We start from the raw sequence: 18492 nt of genomic DNA, 5'->3' as shown, positions 1-18492 counted from the left end.
CCGCCGGCATTGCCGGCGGTTTTTTTTACTAGAGCGGGATTAGAATGCAAAATGCTCAGCATCCAGTTCCATCAAGTTGTCCGCTCCACTCAACATCGCAGTTGCGTGGCTGGAAGTGCGGGGGAGGATACGCTCGAAGAAGAAGCGCGCGGTGGTAATTTTCGCTTTGTAGAAATCTTCTTCGCCGGTGCCCGCTGCCAGTTTTTCATTGGCAACTTTAGCCGCCTGCGCCCACAGGAAGGCCAGTACGGTGTAACCGGAGAACATTAGGTAATCGACGGAAGCGGCACCCACTTCGTCAGGGTTTTCCATCGCTTTGCCGCCAACGTGCAAGGTCAGGTCGCCCCACTGCTTATTCAGCTCCTGCAACTTGGCCACAAACGGAGCCAGCGCTTCGTTGTCAATTTCTGCCTGGCAGAACTTGTGCACCTGCTTGGTGAAGCCGCGCAGCAGTTCGCCCTGGGTCATCAGAACCTTACGGCCCAGCAGGTCCAGAGCCTGAATACCGGTGGTGCCTTCGTAGATTGTGGAGATACGCGCATCGCGTACGTTCTGCTCCATGCCCCACTCGGCAATATAACCGTGACCGCCAAAGCACTGCATGCCCAGGTTGGCAGATTCGCAGCCCGCTTCGGTCAAGAAGGCTTTTGCAATCGGCGTGAGGAAGGCCAGCATATCGTCGGCGGCTTTCTTCGCGTCGGCATCACCTTTGTGAGTGATATCAACCAGCTGCGCACACTTAACCACCAGCATACGACCACCTTCGGAGAAGGCTTTCTGGGTCATCAGCATGCGGCGCACGTCGGGGTGAACAATAATCGGGTCAGCCGGGCCTTCCGGGTTTTTCACGCCGGACAGAGAACGCATTTGCAGGCGATCTTTTGCGTAGGCCAGGGACTTCTGGAAACCGATCTCGGAGTGAGCCAGGCCTTGCAGAGCAGTGCCCAGGCGCGCAGTGTTCATAAAGGTGAACATATAGCTCAGGCCTTTATTCTGCTCGCCGATCAGGAAGCCTTTAGCGCCGTCAAAGTTCAACACTGCAGTGGCGTTGCCGTGGATACCCATTTTGTGCTCAAGGGAGCCACATACCACACCGTTGCGCTCGCCGGCAGAGCCATCGGCATTCGGCAGGAACTTGGGTACGATAAACAGGGAGATACCCTTGGTACCGGCAGGTGCATCTGGCAGGCGGGCGAGAACGATATGAACGATGTTGTCGGTCATGTCGTGCTCACCGGCAGAGATAAAGATCTTGGTGCCAGTAATCGCGTAGGAGCCATCGTCGTTGGGCTCAGCCTTGGTGCGCAAAATGCCCAGGTCGGTGCCGCAGTGGGGCTCAGTCAGGCACATGGTGCCAGTCCAGCTACCTTCAACCAGCTTGGTCAGGTAAACCTGCTTCTGCTCTTCGGTGCCGTGCTCGTCCAGAGTGTTCATGGCGCCGTGGGACAGGCCGGGGTACATGCCCCAGGACCAGTTGGCGGTGCCAACCATCTCGCTCATGATGGTGCCGAGGGAGGGCGGCAGACCCTGACCACCGTACTCCGGGTCGTGAGCCAACGCAGCCCAACCACCCTCTACAAACTGTTGGTAAGCTTCTTTAAAGCCTTCAGGGGTAGTGACTTCACCGTCTTTCCAGGTGCAGCCCTGCTGGTCGCCAATTTGATTCAGCGGCGCAATGATGTTTTCACAAAACTTTGCACCCTCTTCCAGGATGGCATCCACGACATCAGGAGTAGCCTCCTCATATCCAAGTGACTCATAATGCTTTTCTGAGTCCAGCATCTCACGCATTACGAAACGCAAGTCACGCAGTGGCATTTTGATATCGGTCATCCTGATACCCTCAATTCGCTTATGTTCGAGACCGGTGGTAAAACCATCCAGTCATAGTTATGACTAATTTCTAAGGTTGGTTCATCATAGTAGTAAGCGAGTAACCCTCTCTATGGCCAAACCCGTCCAAAGCGGTGACAAATCGAGGCGAGAGGGTAGAAAGAAGTGGCTGGCCCGGTCAAATATCCAGGCCAGCTGCGGCGCGACCGCCCCGGCGGTACTCGCCTGGCGTGATTCCCGTCCACTTTTTGAAGGCGCGAAAAAAGGCACTGGATTCATCGAATCCCAGCATCTCCGCAATCTGCCCATTGGAGAGATCCGGGCAACTCAGGTAGTGAAAAGCGGCCTCCATCCGACATTCGTCTTTGAGTTTTTGGTAGGAGGTGCCCTCCTGCTGCAAGCGACGGCGCAGTGTCGTGACCGACATATTGAGCCTGTCCGCCACCGCTTCTGCCGCCGGCATAGACTCGCTCACATCCCGGTTCAGAATGGTCTTCACCTTGGTCTTGATGCTGTTGGCGCTGCCGTCACTGATCACTAGATGGTAGGGCGCGGTGCGAATAAAGTCCTCGACCATCTGCGGGCTCTGCACCACCGGATATTCCAGGTAGCGGGTATCGTATTCGAGCGCATTAAACGGCTGCTCAAAGAGCAACTCGTTGGCCTCGCTCTGGGCGAGACTGCGAAATTCTTCCGGGCAGGCAAATGAGAAGTGCAACCTGGCCAGCGGAATTTCCCGCCCGGCCAACCAGCAGTAAAAGCGGTGCCAAACCGCCAGGGTTGTGCGCACCACACTGGGACTTGTGGCGCCCAGCAACTGCTCAAATTCGCCGTTAGCCAGCGAGCTGATACCGCGAATTTCAACCCGCTCGCGCCCGTGCGCGCCCTCCTCCAGGACCGGTTTAACCTTAAAGCCCCGACAGATTTCCATAAATTCGGCACACAGCGTAATCGCCTGCCTGAGGGTCGCACAATTGACCACCGCCAGGCACAACAGGCGAAAAGAGCCCGAACGGACCCGGCCGCCGCTCAGCATGCCAAACCACTCGTTTTGCGCCAGCCACATCACGCGCTGGTACAAACGACCGTACTTCACTGCTGAAAATGCAGAGACACCCTGCAATTCAGTTTCAGCAATATCGACAGAAGCCAAAAGCTCCTTGCGATCACATCCGTGCCTGGTCGCCTCCTCGAGCAAGCGCTCAAGGTAGGCAATGGGGATGCGAATATCCTCTTCTGTTGACGCCATCTATTATTTACGCCTGCGCAACCAGTTCAACAAAGCCCCGCACCCAAATGCCAGAGCGATGATGGCGAGCAGCGCCACCAGGAGAAGAGAGAAATAGGTAACAACATCCTTAACAGGCAGGTCCCAGCTGTAAACTGCCGCCACTACAAAGGCGACACAGGCGAGAACACTGGTAATAAAGGAGCGGCGACTTCTTTTAGCCATGGTGATCTGGGTATATTGGTTTTCAAAACAGGGGAGTCCGCCACATTGTGCGGCGCTACCATTATATTGTCGGCACCCTGTACCGACGCGGCGTCGAATCGTGAGGGATTGGCAGGTTCCTGTCAACGCCGCAGGAGGCACCAATGAGCAGAAGGATGCTGCAACCAGAGGATCGAGCCACGCTACTGAGGCTGTTGCGCTGGTTTATGTGCCTGACCGGTATTATATCGATAATAGTGTTGGGAATCGCCCTCTTTGCCCCTAACTGATCAGGCCGCCCCTGGCCAGGTGAGCGGGATCCAACAGTTCCTCAAGTGTTTCTCTGTCCAAATCCGTCATTTCAACGGCAACATCCAGCACCGGCCGGCAACTGGCATAGGCCTCTTTGGCGATCTCCGCCGCTTTCAAGTAACCGATTACCGGGTTGAGCGAAGTCACCAAAATAGGGTTGCGCCCCAGGGTTGCATCGATATGCACCCGGTTGACCGCAAAGCTGGCCAGCGCTCGATCCACCAGCAGAGTCGATGCATTGGCGAGCAGGTTGATACTTTCCAACAGCGTGCTGCCCACCAGGGGCAACATCACATTCAATTGGAAATTGCCGCTCTGCCCCGCCACGGTCATGGTGGTGTCATTGCCCATCACCCGGGCACACACCATGGTGACGGACTCGGCAATTACCGGGTTGACCTTGCCCGGCATAATACTGCTGCCCGGCTGCTGGGCCTCCAGGGCGATTTCGGACAGGCCCGCAAGGGGGCCGCTGTTCATCCAGCGCAGGTCATTGGCAATTTTCATCAGCGCAACCGCCAGCACCTTGAGCTGCCCGGATAATTCCACGGCAGTATCCTGACTCGAAATCGCGGTAAAAAAATTCTCTGCCGGACAAAACTGCTGGGATGTGTGTGCGCTGATTTTTTGTGCGAATAATTCGGCAAAGTCCGGGTGCGCATTGAGTCCGGTACCAATCGCCGTACCGCCCTGGGCCAGCTGAGCCAGTCGCGGCATTACCGCGCGAATCCTCTCCCGGCACGCCTCTATTTGCGCCGCCCAACCGCCCACCTCTTGTGCCATCGTCATAGGCACCGCGTCCATTAAATGGGTGCGGCCGGTCTTTACAATGCTCTCGAGTTCCGCGGACTTATCACATAAACCACTGTGCAAATGGCGCAAAGCGGGCAGCAGGGTATCGCGCACAGCGAGCAGCGCCGACACGTGGATTGCTGTGGGCACCACATCGTTACTGCTCTGGCTCATATTCACGTGATCATTGGGGCTAACGATCTGATCACTGTGCTTTTCTGCAAGGTGAGCGAGCACCTCGTTGACATTCATATTTGAGCTGGTACCAGAACCTGTCTGGTAAATATCGACGGGGAAATGAGTGGCAAGCTCCGCATCGTTGAGTTTGTCGCAGGCGCCGATAATGGCCTCTGCCTGCGCCTTATCCAACAATCCCAGATCCCGGTTGGCCTCTGCGGCAGATTTTTTTATCAGCACAATTGCGCGGATAAACTCTGCGGGCAAACCCTGGCCACTGATCGGGAAATTCTCTACGGCACGCTGGGTTTGCGCGCCGTACATCGCCTCAACCGGCACCTGAACTTCGCCCAGGCTATCCTTTTCAGTGCGGAAGTTACCACCCATCTCAATCTCTCCGGGTGCAGTCAGTGCACCGATAGAAAGTTATTTGGCCGCTGCGGTCTTACTCGACCACAACGGTGATTTTCTTAGACATCACGGGCTTTTTATGAGGTACGTGCAGGTAGTTGCCCAGCACCAATTGCAGCGTATGCTTGCCCGGCGGCAAGGTAAGCTGGGTTTCGGTTTGTCCACCGCCAAAGTGGATAAGGTGGTCACTCGCCGGCAAGGGCTTGGTCATATCCGGCATTTTGTCCACGTCGATCAACAGGTGATGGTGGCCCGTGTTGTCCCGGTCAACTCCCGCAGGCGCCACCCCCATACCGGACAAACCAAACCTTACAGTAAAAGTCCGGGGTACCTTTTCTCCATCCTTCGGCGAAATAATATAGACCTTCGCATCCGCAGGAGCCTTGCTGCTGATATCCATTTTGCTTTCGTGCCCGGCCGCATGCAGTAGCGGCGACAGCATTAATGCGCTGGCAAACAGCAGAGAACTGGTTTTAGTCATGTGTATTTCTTCCTGATAGGGCGCCCAGATCGCGCCAATTCTTATAGTCTGGCTTTACAGCTTGTCAGCCACGGCACCGCAGTACCGTTAGGCCAAGACACTTTAACAGACCAAATTTTCAGTTCCAGAGACTATCAGGGAATATAGTTGCGGAGAGGGAAAGGGAGATAGGATTTGTGACAGGGCTGCCGATTTGGGGCAACCCTGCCACAGGCCGGTGGCGGAGAGGCCCCCAGCCGGATCTAAAAATCAGATACTTACCCGCCCCTCCTGGGTCCACTCACAGCGCACTTGCATATCGCCGCTGCCGGGCTCGTGGTAGAGACCCGCCGACTCCCAGCTGAAAGAGTGAACCCCCGAGAGTTCGGTTTCCAAATGTACCGTTGCCGAAACCCAGTACATGCTCTTTAGAAGCTCTTCAAACTTTTGTATCCACAAATCCCATTCGTACTCTACCGCTCGGTAGGAAGCGCCAAAGTGAATAACATCCGTTTGATATTGGGACTGCTTTACCTTGATGGTGGGAATGGCAAACATATCCCGACACAAGAATGGCCATTCATCGGCACTGGGCAGAGCGAGCACCGCATTGCGGTTTACCCTGCGCCGATCACTACCGCCGGAGAGGCTATTGCTGTCTTTAATACAGCCGTAAACGATGGATTCCTGATCGCCCTGAAGCATTAATTCCATTCCTTACCACAGTGCCGCCGGACATCAGGTACCCAGGGCAAAATAGATCTAAGGTGTCAACTGTAACGGCGAAGCGACCAGAAAGCCACAAAACAAAGCGCGAACCTGCCAAGTGCGCAAAAGTTCGACAACTCAAGCCATCCAATGGCGCTTCACCCCCACTGTGAAAAACTAGATCTCAAAACCCCTTTCGCGCAGCATGTCGAGAAGCCCCTCTTCATCCATCACCGCAATACCCAGCTCCTGCGCCTTGGTCAATTTAGAACCGGCGCCGGGCCCCGCAACCAGGGTGCCGGTCTTGGCAGAAACACTTCCCGCCACCTTCGCGCCCAGCTGCTGCAAGTAATCTTTTGCCTCACTGCGCGATAGGGTTTCCAGCTTGCCCGTTAGTACCCAGGTCTGCCCCGCCAGGGGCTGGTTCTGCTCGTCACGCTCCTCTGCCTGCCAGCGCACACCCGCCTGCTGCAACGCTTCGACCTCTTCCTGAGCATGGGGCTGCTGGAAAAATTCAGCGACAAAGTGGGCAACGACCGGGCCCACATCTTCAACTTCCTGCAACGCCTGGACATCTGCCGCCATCAGTGGGGTTAACTCGCCAAAGTGCCGCGCCAGATTGCGCGCCGTGGCCTCACCCACTTCGCGAACCCCCAGGGCATAGAGGAATTTCGGCAGCGTGGTTTCCTTGCTGCGCTCCAGTGCATCGAGGAGATTCTGCGCGGATTTTTGCCCCATTCGTTCAAGCCCCGCCACCTGCTCCAGCGTCAGGTGATACAACCCGGATACCGAGTGCAACAAGCCCTCGTCCACCAGTTGCTCCACCAGTTTGTCGCCGAGCCCATCGATATCCATGGCCTTGCGCGAGGCGAAATGCTTGATCGCCTGCTTGCGCTGGGCACTGCAAATTAAACCGCCGCTACAGCGGACCACCGCCTCACCGGGGGTGGATTCCACCGGCGAACTGCACACCGGGCAGTGGCTGGGAAACTCTATCGAGCGACCTCCCGGCTTGCGCTTGCTCTCCACCACAGAGACCACCTGCGGGATAACATCCCCGGCGCGGCGGATAATTACGGTGTCCCCCACCTGCACCCCGAGGCGCTCAATCTCATCGCGATTGTGCAAAGTGGCATTGGAAACGGTAACGCCACCGACGAATACCGGCTGTAGACGAGCAACCGGCGTTACCGCTCCGGTGCGCCCCACCTGAAATTCTACGTCCAACAGCTCTGTCATTTCCTCCTGAGCGGGAAACTTATACGCCATGGCCCAGCGCGGCGCGCGGGCGACAAAACCGAGGCGGCGCTGCAGGGGAATACTGTTGACCTTAAAAACAATGCCGTCGATATCGTAGGCGAGGCTGTCGCGCTTCTCGCCGATTTCGCGGTAGTAATCGATACAGCCCTGGATATCTTTAGCGACACGCATTTCCCGGTTTGTGCGAAAGCCCCACTGCCCGAGTAATTGCAGGGTCTCGACGTGCTCTTCCGGCAGAACACCGCCCTCCACCAGACCTGCGCCGTATACACACAACTCCAGCGGTCTCTGTGCCGTTATGCGGGAGTCCAGCTGGCGCAGACTGCCAGCAGCCGCGTTGCGAGGGTTAACAAAAAGCTTATCGCCCGCCTCGGCGGCCTTGCGATTCAGCTCGGCAAAGCCCGCCTTGGGCATATAGATTTCACCGCGCACTTCCAATACCTGCGGGTATTTTTCGACACCATCGAGCTGGCGCAAGCGCAGGGGCACCGATCCCACGGTGCGCACATTCTGGGTGATATCCTCACCGGTCGTGCCATCGCCGCGGGTCGCCGCTCGCTCGAGCACGCCATCGCGGTATAAAAGACTGATAGCAATACCGTCTAACTTGGGTTCACAGGCGTACTCTACCGGCCCCTTGCTGTTGAGGCGCTCGCACACCCGGCGATCAAACTCCAACAACTCTTCATCGTTAAAAGCGTTATCCAGTGACAGCATCGCCACTTCGTGGCGAACCTCTTGAAAAGAGGAAAGCGGCTCCGCCCCCACCCGCTGGGTGGGAGAGTCTGCGGTTAATAACTGGGGATATTCACTTTCGAGCGCCTGTAGTTCGCGCAGGCGCCGGTCGTACTCGGCATCGGGCAACTCGGGATCATCAAGTACATAATATTGGTGATTCGCACGCTGGAGAATTTCGTGTAATTCCTGCACGCGCTCGCGCACTTGGGGGGCAATAGTTTGATGAGTCATCGGCAATTCGAGTGAATAAAATAATAGTTAGAAAATTTTTTTCGATTCTACATGCAAATACGGCCCGAGCTTACGGCTAATTTCCACAGGAAAAATCAACCGGCATCGGGCCGCATTAAAATGGCAACAATTTATTAAAGGCCGCGCTTAGCCCTGCGCCATAGCCAAGGTTCGGCGACGCTGGTACTCCACGACCCGCTGGCGGTAATGCTCCGCTGTCTGCGCGGTAAAGACACTGCGATTTTCGTCTTTCAATTCGCCGCCGAGTAATTTGGCAATTCGATATGAAGTGGAGAGCAGTTGATCGAAAGCCTTGATTGCCTCCCCCTCCACCGGCAGTGTCAGGAACAGGCTCACCCCCGGTGTAGCGAACTCTTCCATTTGCGCCAAATCAAAAATACCGGGTACGACAATATTGGCGAGACTAAAGATCACCGCCCCGTCGGCACCGCCGTGCTCGTGGTAGTGAAAAATATTCATTTCACCAAAGCGCATACCACAGGCCACCATCACCCGAAGCAAATCATTGCCCTCAAAGTAATCCCCCTCCGGCGCCATCACGTTAATAACCAGCACCTCGCGCGCCGGGGCGGCTTCATTGGCACTGTCGGAACTCGGGGAACGGGCCGGCTGCTCGATATGGGAGCTCTCAGGTACCGCTTCGGGTTCAGGAACATGAGCGCCATCCATCGCGCTGAGACTTTCGGCCTCGTCCAGCGCCGGTTCGTAGCGCTGCTCCTCTCCCACTGACTCCATCAGCGTGGGGACCTGCTCTTCCAGATCGAAAACACTCGACTCCTCACCCCCTCTCTGCGGGCTGCTGCCGGCGAGGGGTTTGCGCGAGGAAATAAAGCTCTCCTGCACCTGGCGATTCACATGCAGGGCATCCTCCGGTGGGCGGCGATGCACTACCCGCGCCTGCCCGGGCAATTCACTATTCGCGGACTTGGGCTCTCCCCGCTCGCGGGGTTTGCGCACCGAGGCTTCAGCCTCTGCCTTTTCAGTCAGCGGGTCCACTTCGTTTTTCACTTCAGATTGCATGGCCCGCGACAGGTTGCGAGAGACTTTCACTGCCGCGCGCTGTCGCAAGATCGCCCGGCGTACGCCGTCGACCACAATAACCAACAAAACGACAACCAGGATTGTAACCAGCCAGTTATCCATTTTTTAGCGCCTCTCCCTTTACGCCTTATGCAGAAGCCAGCTCGGCCGCTTCTTCCACATTTACCGACACCAATCGGGAAACACCCGGCTCGTGCATGGTCACCCCTAGTAGCTGATCCGCCATCTCCATTGCGATCTTGTTGTGGGTAATATAAATGAACTGAACGTGTTCTGACATTTCTTTAACCATTCGTGCGTAACGACCAACGTTAGCATCGTCAAGGGGGGCATCCACCTCATCCAGCATACAGAACGGTGCTGGATTCAGACGGAAAATCGAGAATACCAAAGCGATCGCTGTCAGCGCTTTTTCACCACCCGAGAGCAGGTGGATAGTGCTGTTGCGCTTACCCGGCGGCCGGGCCATGATCGCGATACCAGTGTCGAGCAGATCTTCGCCAGTGAGCTCCAGGTAGGCGTTACCGCCACCGAACACTTTCGGGAAGAGTTCCTGCAAGCCCGCATTTACCTGATCAAAAGTTTCCTTGAAGCGGGTTCTCGTTTCCTTGTCGATTTTCTTAATTGCATTTTCCAGAGTCTCCAGCGCCTCCATCAGATCCCCGTGCTGGCGATCCAGATAGTTCTTGCGCTCGGACTCCTGCTTGTATTCATCGATAGCGGCGAGGTTGATCGGCCCAAGGCGCGAGATACGCGCAGCTACCAATTCCAAATCTTCCTGTACCTGTTTGATCGTCAGATCATCAGGCAATTGTTCGAGCAGCTGATCGATATCGTGCTCACTTTCGCGCAACTGCTCTACCAAGCCGTTACGCTGCACTTCCAGGGTCTGCGCAGCGAGGCGCTCCTGCTCGAGCTGGGCGCGCACCCCCTGCAGGGCCGCCTCAACTTTATGGCGCTCCTGTTCCTGCTCGCGCAGGCCGGTCTCCACCTCTTCCAGCTTTTTGCGCGCATCGGTGAGTTCGGTTTCCACCTCAATGCGCTCGCCGAGCTTTTCCTCCAGCTCAGCCTGAAAATCTTGTGAGGGGTCCTGGGTCTCCTCCATTTGCTCCTGCAATTGCTCGCGACGACTGCGCAAACGCTCCAGCTGCTCACTCATCACCTGCAAAGTGCGCTCGAGAGACACCATCTGGGTGCGCACGGACTGTTCGCGCATAGCCAGTTCGTGGGCGCGGTCCTTGTCCTCGCGTGCGCGCTGGCGCACGGCATCGAGAGCTTCGCGCAATTCTTCCCGGCGCGCCATTAGCGTTTCGCGACGATCGGTATCATCACTCATCGCCTCAACGGCCTCTTGCAACAGCAGGCGCGCTTCCGATAGGGATTCCCCCTCCAGCGCCTGCTGCTCACGCACCTCTTCAATTTCCTGCTCGATTCGGATACGGCGCTCATTCATCTGCTCGGCACGCGCTCGGCGGGCGGACAGCTGACTGCGCAGCTCCCCCTCGCGCCGCCCGAGCTGCTCGGACTCAGTGCGAGCTTGCTCGATCGAGCGCTCGAGATCGAGGGTCTGCGTACGCAGGGACTCCCTTCGCTCGGCAATACTCTCTATCTGCTCTTCACACAGGGCCAGTTCCTGCCCCAGGATTTCGAGATCCTGCTTGCGTGCCAGAACCCCGGCCTCCGCATCGCTGGCGCGATTTACCCGCAACCAGTTGGGGCCGAGCCAGAGCCCGTCGCGAGTCACAATAGACTCGTGGGCCTGCAAACTTGCACGCTGACACAGCGCCTCCGTTAAATCCTCTGCGATGTAAATCCCCGCGAGGATACCGGAGAGAGAAGCCGGCCCCTGAACTCTATCCTGTAGTGCGGGAAGTCCCCCCGCAATACCGCTACTGACTGCGCTGTTATCGATCAGTACTGCCTGGCCGCTCTCCAGTGCCGCCAAACCTTCAGCTACAGACTCAATCTGCTCAACACACACCGCCTGTAATTGCGGGCCGAGGATGGTCTCCACCGCAGTTTCCCAACCGGACTCGGCCTTAATCTGATCGGCGAGCCGAGGTCTGTCTGTCAGAGCCTGCTGTTGCAGCCAATTTTCAACGGCCTTGCCCTGCCCTAGAGCGGCTTGCTGCAAGGCCTCCAGGGACGCTTGGCGGCCGCGCCCAGTCTGCAACTGCAAGCGCAATTGATCGAGCTCAGTAGCCAGCTCCCGCTCCTGTAGGCGGAGACGATCCAGAGACTCGCGTCGCTCCGCCGCTTCCTCGCGGCGCTCTTCAGCCTGCATTTCCAGCTCGACCAGCTGCTCATTCAGCTGCTGTGCCTCTTCGTCATCGTCGGAGATCTGGAGGCCGGACTGCTCCGCCACTAGCTTGTTGATTCGCTCCAGCAGGCGCTGGCCAGAAGTCTCCAGATGCTGGATGCGGGATTGCTGCACCTCTGCTTTCTGGCGGGAGCCGGAGGCCCCCTGGTTAAACTGATCCCATTCGTTCTGCCAGTTGCGCATCTGCTCTTCAGATTCGAGCAGTGCCGCAGCGGACTCCTCCTCTGCCGCCAGAACCATCTCCAGGTCCGGCAGAATAATCTCAAGCTCCTCTTCAAACTGGGCCGCTTTTTCGCGATCCACTTCGAGATTGGTCTCCGCCTCGCGATACTCCTGCTCGGTTTGCGCCATATCGGAGTGCAGGCGAGTAGAGCGCTCCCGGGCGTGGGCAATACTCTGCTCCAGGCGGGCAATATCCCCGCCGACGGCGTAGAAGCGCCCCTGCACTTCGTTAAAGCTGTCGGAGAGTTCGTGGTAACCCACGCGCTTTTGCTCGATACCGGTGTCACAAGTCACCTGGCGGGTAACCAACTCTTCAACCGTGAGTTCAAGCTCACCTATTTGCTGCTGCTTGGCCTTGGACTGGCCATCCAGCTCACGGTATTTGAGCGCCTGTAAGTTGGCCTTATAACTGCGCTCTTCCTCTTTAAAACGACTGTATTTTTCCGCCGCCGCCGACTGCCGCTCCAGGCGGGATAACTGGCGGTCCAGCTCATCGCGGATATCCGTGAGGCGCTCCAGGTTTTCAGAGGTGCGTCGCATCCGGTTTTCTGTATCCCGGCGGCGCTCCTTGTATTTGGAAATGCCGGCGGCCTCTTCGATATAGACGCGCAGTTCCTCGGGCTTCGCCTCGATCAACTTGGAGATCATGCCCTGCTCAATAATGGCGTAGCTGCGCGGCCCCAAACCGGTGCCCAAGAAGAGATCGGTGACATCGCGGCGGCGACACTTTTCACCATTCAGGTAGTAGGTATTCTGCGCTTCCCGCGTCACCTTGCGTTTTACCGAGATTTCCGCGAAGGAGGCATAGGCGCCAGAGAGCTTGCCCTCAGAGTTGTCGAACACCAACTCGATTGAGGCCTGCCCCACGGGCTTGCGGCCACTGGAACCATTAAAAATTACGTCCGTCATGGAATCGCCGCGCAGGTTTTTTGCGGAGGATTCCCCCATTACCCAGCGCACGGCATCGATGGTGTTGGATTTACCACAGCCATTGGGGCCCACCACCGAGTTGAGGTTTGTCGGGAAATAGACGGTGGTAGGGTCAACAAAAGACTTAAAGCCCGCAAGCTTGATGCACTTCAGACGCATGTATTTATAAACTCGATATTCTTCTCTGCCGGGCGGGACACCAAACCTTCAATTTTACTTGGTGCCGCCGGAGCATTCCGCGCTATTCTTCACAGTAATTCAGCCGGGATTATCAACCCAGCTACGCAGGGGTCAAGCCAAATATGGCGACCGCTGCTCTATGCCAATTTATCCCAACAGGGCTCATCAACGTTGGGGCTATCCAGGCCTGCGGCCCATTAGACGCAAGATTGCGACCGAACCGCAAATAAAAATGAGGCCACAGCTTACACTGTGACCTCATTTTCGACAGTCACAGCCGGTTACAGCTGACTATCGATCACTATTGATTGAGCCTCACCCCAGCGCGCTTTAGGCAGCTCGCCGATGATTCCCTGCCAATCTCCCGGCGCCGGACGCGCATCCCCCTTAATCGCCAAGCGCGCCACCAACTGCACAGTGTCAACTGTCGCAATGGAGCTGCCCGGCATCATTGCACGGGATTCATCCAGCACAACCTCAGCCGGCAACTGCCCGGCGGTGAGGCGCACGATCGCCAGCGGCATGGGGCTCGCAGCACTGCGCGCATAAATAAACACCGGCGTAGATGCCGGGGCTTTAACGCCCTCAGCCAAAGTAACTTTCAGGCGAATCTGCGGGCCCTTGTCCTTGCTATCGACCTCAGCCGGCACCGCTACAATCTCACCACTATCTGCCAGAGCACTTTCAGCCCGCGCCACGCCAGCCTGAAGCGCCTCTGCGGCGGCAGAGTTCGGCGGCAGCTGGGCGAGAGCCAACTGCCAGTGTTGGCGGGCCTTGCGGTAGTCACCATCCTCAAAGGCGGCAATACCTGCAAGCCCCAGCACGGTGCCATTCGACGGCTGTACCTGTAGGACCTCTTCCACCAGGGTACGGATCTCTACAGTTATCTTGGAGCCGCCAGCAAAAAATAGTGCCTGCGCCAACTCGGCTTTAACATTGGCCGCCTGGGGCTCTCGGGCAACAACATAGCGGTACGAATCTACCGCGCCGGCGAGATCTCCACTCACCAACAGGCGCTGCGCCAAAACATAGCGACTGCTCAAGTCATCGGGATGGCTCTTAATTCGCGCCTGTAGCTTGCGAGTAATCTCCGCCTCCTGCTCCGGGGTCGTCTGCCCGCTCCGACTGGTCAGCATATCCCGATACAGATCCACTTCAGCTGGGCGCTCGGAATATGTATAGATTGCCGCCGCCACAAGGGGCACTAGAAAGGCCAGGACAATCAGCAGCCGTCCGCCGCCCCGCTTAGTCTCAGAGGACTCATCGCCCTGCTCGGCTGCCAGTAACTCCCGGGCAAGATCCGCCTCCAGCTGAGCATACTGTTTCTCATCCATAGCGCCGCTCTGCACTGCCGCGCGGAGTTCCTTGCTGCGCTCCCGATAAAGCGCAGCCATAGCCTCGCGTTTGCTCTCACCGCCGCGACGTCTCCCTGCGGCCCTGAGAGCGGGGAGCAAAAATACAAATGCCACCAACAGCAGCAACAGAGCTATGCCAAACCAGATATCAATCATTTACTTTCCTTCCCGCCTTTGCCTTCATCTACCGCTTCCTCTCCCAGCAACTGCTTTAATCGACGCCGCTCTTCGTCGCTGAGTTCCCCGCTGGCATCATCCTGCCGGGCCCCAGTACCACTCCTCGAGCGCATCACAATTACAATCAAAGCCAACAGCCCGATAACGGCAAAAACCCCGGGAGCCAACCACAAAACCAGCGTATTTTTCTGTACAGGCGGCCTATAGAGCACAAAATCCCCATAGCGGGCCACCATGTAGTCAACAATTTCCTGGTCCGTAAAGCCCTCTTCCAGCAAGCGGCGGATTTCACGGCGTAAATCCGAGGAAATAGAAGCGTCAGAGCCCGCCAGGTTTTGGTTTTGGCACTTGGGGCAACGCATCTCCTCAATAAATACGCGATATCTTGCATCCAGCTCGGGGGAGGACAGCTTTTCGGTCTCCACCACCGCTTGTGCGGCAATAGACAGACAAAACACACCGAATGCCAGTGCGAGTTGGGCCAGCCAGGTCTTCTGTGTCACAGTTTCTCTCACGCTCTATCCAACGGGAATTAGGGCGATTATAACAGCGTCGCCCCCTGCGGACACGCCCACACATTCACACAAAAGCGCGTTAACTTATTGAAAGATAAAAAAAAATCAAAAAAGGCATTGACCCGGCGGAGAATATCATTAAGATACGCAGCTCCTGACACGGGGTGGTTAGCTCAGTTGGGAGAGCGACGGCCTTACAAGCCGTAGGTCACAGGTTCGACCCCTGTACCACCCACCACTTCTCTTACTCTTGCCCGGCAAGAGCAATAAAGAGAAACAGGAATGCGGACCGGTAGTTCAGTTGGTTAGAATGCCGGCCTGTCACGCCGGAGGTCGCGGGTTCGAGTCCCGTCCGGTCCGCCATATACAAAAAGCCCTGCTCGCAAGAGCGGGGCTTTTTTGTATGCGCTCCCAACTCAAAATCATCGCATACCAATTTAGGCACCCTCTACAGGTTAAGCCGCATCCTCCTCACCCCGAAGCCGCTCAAGGCGCTCCCACACTAAACCCCTAAACCCTTCCGGAAAACTGCAAAGCAAAAAACAAAGCTGGCCCGCCCCCGCAAACGCAAGACCGCCACAAGAAACTCCTGCAATCATTTTTATCCCGCTCTCGGCTTTTATTTTTCAACCCTCAACTTTCTGCGCACCCCAAAAAAACAACTGGCCGCACTCAATGCGACCCCCTATTAACTATTTTTGAACAATTTGCGACCATTTTTTATTCTAAATAATTTTTTGAGAATTTTTTCTCAGGAAATAGTTGACCGCAAAAGAAATATCATTAAGATGCGCAGCTCCTGACGCGGGGTGGTTAGCTCAGTTGGGAGAGCGACGGCCTTACAAGCCGTAGGTCACAGGTTCGACCCCTGTACCACCCACCACTTCTCTTACTCTTGCCAGGCAAGAGCAATAAAGAGAAGCAGGAATGCGGACCGGTAGTTCAGTTGGTTAGAATGCCGGCCTGTCACGCCGGAGGTCGCGGGTTCGAGTCCCGTCCGGTCCGCCATATACAAAAAAGCCCTGCTCGCAAGAGCGGGGCTTTTTTGTATATGCCCTCCTCAACTCAAAATTATCGCACAACAATTTAGACGCCCCCTACAGGTTGAGCCACACCTTCGCCGCCACCCAAAAGATACCCCCACATCAAACCCTTCCGGAAAGTTGCGAAGTAAAAAACAAAGTTATTTCGGGCTCCAGCAATCCCCCCTATTTAACCTTCGACTTTTTGTAGCCCTCAGTTTTCTGCACACCCAAAAAACAACCAACCACACTCAATGCGGGCTCTCACTGATTATTTTTGAACAATTTACGACCATTTTTTTATTCTGAAGAACTTTTGGGAATTTTTTCTCAGAAAACAGTTGACCAAAAAATAAATATCATTAAGATGCGCAGCTCCTGACGCGGGGTGGTTAGCTCAGTTGGGAGAGCGACGGCCTTACAAGCCGTAGGTCACAGGTTCGACCCCTGTACCACCCACCACTCTCTTACTCTTGCCCGGCAAGAGCAACAAAGAGAGACAGGAATGCGGACCGGTAGTTCAGTTGGTTAGAATGCCGGCCTGTCACGCCGGAGGTCGCGGGTTCGAGTCCCGTCCGGTCCGCCATATACAAAAAAGCCCTGCTCGCAAGAGCGGGGCTTTTTTGTATATGGGAAATATAGCCCACCGGACACCGGGCCTATTGCGGGCCGCTCCCGCACTACCAATCGACCCACCAATTCACCCGCCAAGAAAAGCAGCAGAAAAATCTGAAAGACTGATGCCAAACTGAATTGCGCAGTATCGGCGCTAAAGCACCGCCCCCCTCCCAAACCCCAACGACTTATCGCTGCCAATTTTTCAGAAAAACTTCCGTAAGTTGTTGACCTAACTGAAAAAATCATTATTATACGCAGCTCCTGACGCGGGGTGGTTAGCTCAGTTGGGAGAGCGACGGCCTTACAAGCCGTAGGTCACAGGTTCGACCCCTGTACCACCCACCACTCTCTTACTCTTGCCCGGCAAGAGCAACAAAGAGAGACAGGAATGCGGACCGGTAGTTCAGTTGGTTAGAATGCCGGCCTGTCACGCCGGAGGTCGCGGGTTCGAGTCCCGTCCGGTCCGCCATATACAAAAAAGCCCTGCTCGCAAGAGCGGGGCTTTTTTGTATACGCCAGGCTAAACTGGGGCCAAGTTCCAGATTGCAATCCAGAGATATCTACCCCTCGACCAAATCCCTCTCCACTTTTTCTTCGCTCTCGTGCAGCAGCCGCACCAGCTCATCCATTTCCGGCATCTCTTTGAACCATTCAGCCTCTCCAGAAATTTCATCCCAGGATGCTCGGGATTCTGTACACAAATGGGCAACCACCCGCCCCTCGATATCCCCCTCAAGCAACCCCGCCGGCACCCAGAAGTGCGTGGTATTGCTCATCAAGTGGGGAACCGTACTACCGCACCCGCCACAAAAATCGGAGCGATATCCAGTTGGAGTTCGGTAAGAGGAAATTTTGTCCAGCCCCCGCACCCAACGAAACTGGTTACGACTAACAAACATGGCACTGTCCGAAGCAGAGCCGCTCAGCTTGCGGCAAAGTGAGCAGTGGCACTGGTAGAGATTCGGTATTGGCTTTTCCAGATGAAACTCAACCGCACCGCACAGGCACTTCCCATTCATACCCTTCTCCCTTTGCAAAAACTGTTATTCATAATCTTCCATGAAATCGCAATAGATTAGCAACAATCTGCCAGCCTAGCCCAAGACTCCTACAAGCAGGGGCCGAAGTAAATGCTATTTGGCGCGTAAATTAACGCCCAGCGTCAAATCTCTACGAAACTGGGGTTCAGCTTGGCTGTGAGAATATGGTCCTCCCAGCGGCCGTTAATCTTCAGATATTTTACCGCCCTACCTTCAACCACAAACCCCAGGGATTCCAGCAGGACTGCCGAGCGGTTATTGCAGGGCATATAATTTGCCATCACCCGATTTAACCTTAAGACATCGAAAGCATAATCAACAACATGACGGCACAGGTTGCCCATTATTCCCCGCCCTTCATGGGGGCGGTCAACAGCATACCCCATGGTACAAGCCTGAAATGGGCCACGGATGATATTCGTCAAGGAGCACACCCCCAGCAATTGATCACCTCCAGGCTCCAAAGCGGCAAACTTTAGCAGCTCCCTAGAGCCCATCCGCCGCCGCCAAGATTCAGGGCTGTGAAAGCCCGATTCTCGAATAGGCTCCCAGCGCCGCAAATGCGCTTCATTGCGCAAGTAAAAGGCCGATATCGCGGGCACATCGGCAATGCCGAGCAAGCGCACTTCCACTAGTCCATTACCTCATCATTAAAATCTCTAACAAGAATCCACCGACAGGGATTGCTTGCCGATAA

General features: G+C 56.0%; 13 protein-coding genes and 8 tRNA genes. 8 read left to right on the top strand and 13 right to left on the bottom strand.

What is annotated here, in order from left to right; all coding sequences use genetic code 11:
• Positions 1-39: 39 nt before the first annotated feature.
• From ACJJIF_RS01760 to ACJJIF_RS01710, 11 genes are all read right to left on the bottom strand, one after another.
• Positions 40-1833, bottom strand: a complete 1794-nt coding sequence (locus tag ACJJIF_RS01760; protein WP_444930529.1) for an acyl-CoA dehydrogenase C-terminal domain-containing protein — start codon at positions 1831-1833, stop codon at positions 40-42.
• Positions 1834-2011: 178 nt separating this feature from the next.
• Complete coding sequence (locus ACJJIF_RS01755) at positions 2012-3082, bottom strand: AraC family transcriptional regulator (protein WP_444930528.1); 1071 nt, start codon at positions 3080-3082, stop codon at positions 2012-2014.
• Positions 3083-3085: 3 nt separating this feature from the next.
• Positions 3086-3286: a hypothetical protein gene (locus ACJJIF_RS01750; protein WP_444930527.1), complete on the bottom strand. Its 201-nt coding sequence runs from the start codon at positions 3284-3286 to the stop codon at positions 3086-3088.
• A 261-nt stretch (positions 3287-3547) separates the two neighbouring features.
• Entirely contained in the window at positions 3548-4933 is a 1386-nt protein-coding gene (locus ACJJIF_RS01745; RefSeq protein ID WP_444930526.1) for a class II fumarate hydratase, read from the bottom strand.
• A gap of 58 nt (positions 4934-4991) precedes the next feature.
• Entirely contained in the window at positions 4992-5438 is a 447-nt protein-coding gene (locus ACJJIF_RS01740) for a DUF4399 domain-containing protein (RefSeq protein ID WP_444930525.1), read from the bottom strand.
• A 249-nt stretch (positions 5439-5687) separates the two neighbouring features.
• The gene (locus tag ACJJIF_RS01735; RefSeq protein WP_108732626.1) at positions 5688-6122 is read right to left on the bottom strand and encodes a hypothetical protein; all 435 of its coding nucleotides are present in this window, start codon (positions 6120-6122) and stop codon (positions 5688-5690) included.
• Between the two features lie 180 nt (positions 6123-6302).
• Positions 6303-8354 (bottom strand): NAD-dependent DNA ligase LigA, encoded by a 2052-nt coding sequence (gene ligA, locus ACJJIF_RS01730; RefSeq protein WP_444930524.1) that lies wholly within the window; start codon positions 8352-8354, stop codon positions 6303-6305.
• A 147-nt stretch (positions 8355-8501) separates the two neighbouring features.
• Entirely contained in the window at positions 8502-9518 is a 1017-nt protein-coding gene (zipA, locus tag ACJJIF_RS01725) for a cell division protein ZipA (protein ID WP_444930523.1), read from the bottom strand.
• 25 nt (positions 9519-9543) lie between these two features.
• Positions 9544-13047 (bottom strand): chromosome segregation protein SMC, encoded by a 3504-nt coding sequence (gene smc, locus ACJJIF_RS01720; protein ID WP_444930522.1) that lies wholly within the window; start codon positions 13045-13047, stop codon positions 9544-9546.
• A gap of 302 nt (positions 13048-13349) precedes the next feature.
• Positions 13350-14579, bottom strand: a complete 1230-nt coding sequence (gene ccmI, locus ACJJIF_RS01715; protein WP_444930521.1) for a c-type cytochrome biogenesis protein CcmI — start codon at positions 14577-14579, stop codon at positions 13350-13352.
• Positions 14576-15103, bottom strand: a complete 528-nt coding sequence (locus tag ACJJIF_RS01710) for a cytochrome c-type biogenesis protein (RefSeq protein WP_444930520.1) — start codon at positions 15101-15103, stop codon at positions 14576-14578. The genes ccmI and ACJJIF_RS01710 overlap by 4 nt, the downstream gene beginning before the upstream one ends.
• 174 nt (positions 15104-15277) lie before the next feature.
• On the opposite strand from ACJJIF_RS01710, the gene ACJJIF_RS01705 reads away from it, so the two are divergent.
• The 8 genes from ACJJIF_RS01705 (at position 15278) to ACJJIF_RS01670 (ending at position 17224) form a co-directional block, all read left to right on the top strand.
• A tRNA-Val gene (locus ACJJIF_RS01705) sits at positions 15278-15353 on the top strand.
• 48 nt (positions 15354-15401) lie between these two features.
• Positions 15402-15478 (top strand) — tRNA-Asp (locus ACJJIF_RS01700).
• Between the two features lie 444 nt (positions 15479-15922).
• Positions 15923-15998 (top strand) — tRNA-Val (locus ACJJIF_RS01695).
• A gap of 48 nt (positions 15999-16046) precedes the next feature.
• A tRNA-Asp gene (locus tag ACJJIF_RS01690) sits at positions 16047-16123 on the top strand.
• Positions 16124-16523: 400 nt separating this feature from the next.
• Positions 16524-16599: transfer RNA gene (locus ACJJIF_RS01685), tRNA-Val, on the top strand.
• A 47-nt stretch (positions 16600-16646) separates the two neighbouring features.
• A tRNA-Asp gene (locus tag ACJJIF_RS01680) sits at positions 16647-16723 on the top strand.
• 301 nt (positions 16724-17024) lie between these two features.
• Positions 17025-17100 (top strand) — tRNA-Val (locus ACJJIF_RS01675).
• 47 nt (positions 17101-17147) lie between these two features.
• Positions 17148-17224, top strand: a tRNA-Asp gene (locus tag ACJJIF_RS01670).
• Positions 17225-17315: 91 nt separating this feature from the next.
• On the opposite strand, the gene ACJJIF_RS01665 is transcribed toward ACJJIF_RS01670, so the two are convergent.
• Both ACJJIF_RS01665 and ACJJIF_RS01660 read right to left on the bottom strand, forming a co-directional pair.
• Positions 17316-17774, bottom strand: coding sequence for a GFA family protein (locus tag ACJJIF_RS01665; protein ID WP_444930519.1), 459 nt, complete (start codon positions 17772-17774; stop codon positions 17316-17318).
• Positions 17775-17917: 143 nt separating this feature from the next.
• Positions 17918-18427 (bottom strand): GNAT family N-acetyltransferase, encoded by a 510-nt coding sequence (locus tag ACJJIF_RS01660; protein ID WP_444930518.1) that lies wholly within the window; start codon positions 18425-18427, stop codon positions 17918-17920.
• Positions 18428-18492: the final 65 nt, after the last annotated feature.

The sequence above is a fragment of the Microbulbifer regidiadema (SeqCode) genome (assembly GCF_052467605.1).
Note: the sequence above shows the minus strand (reverse complement) of the source record. Positions and strands in the feature narration are given on the sequence as shown.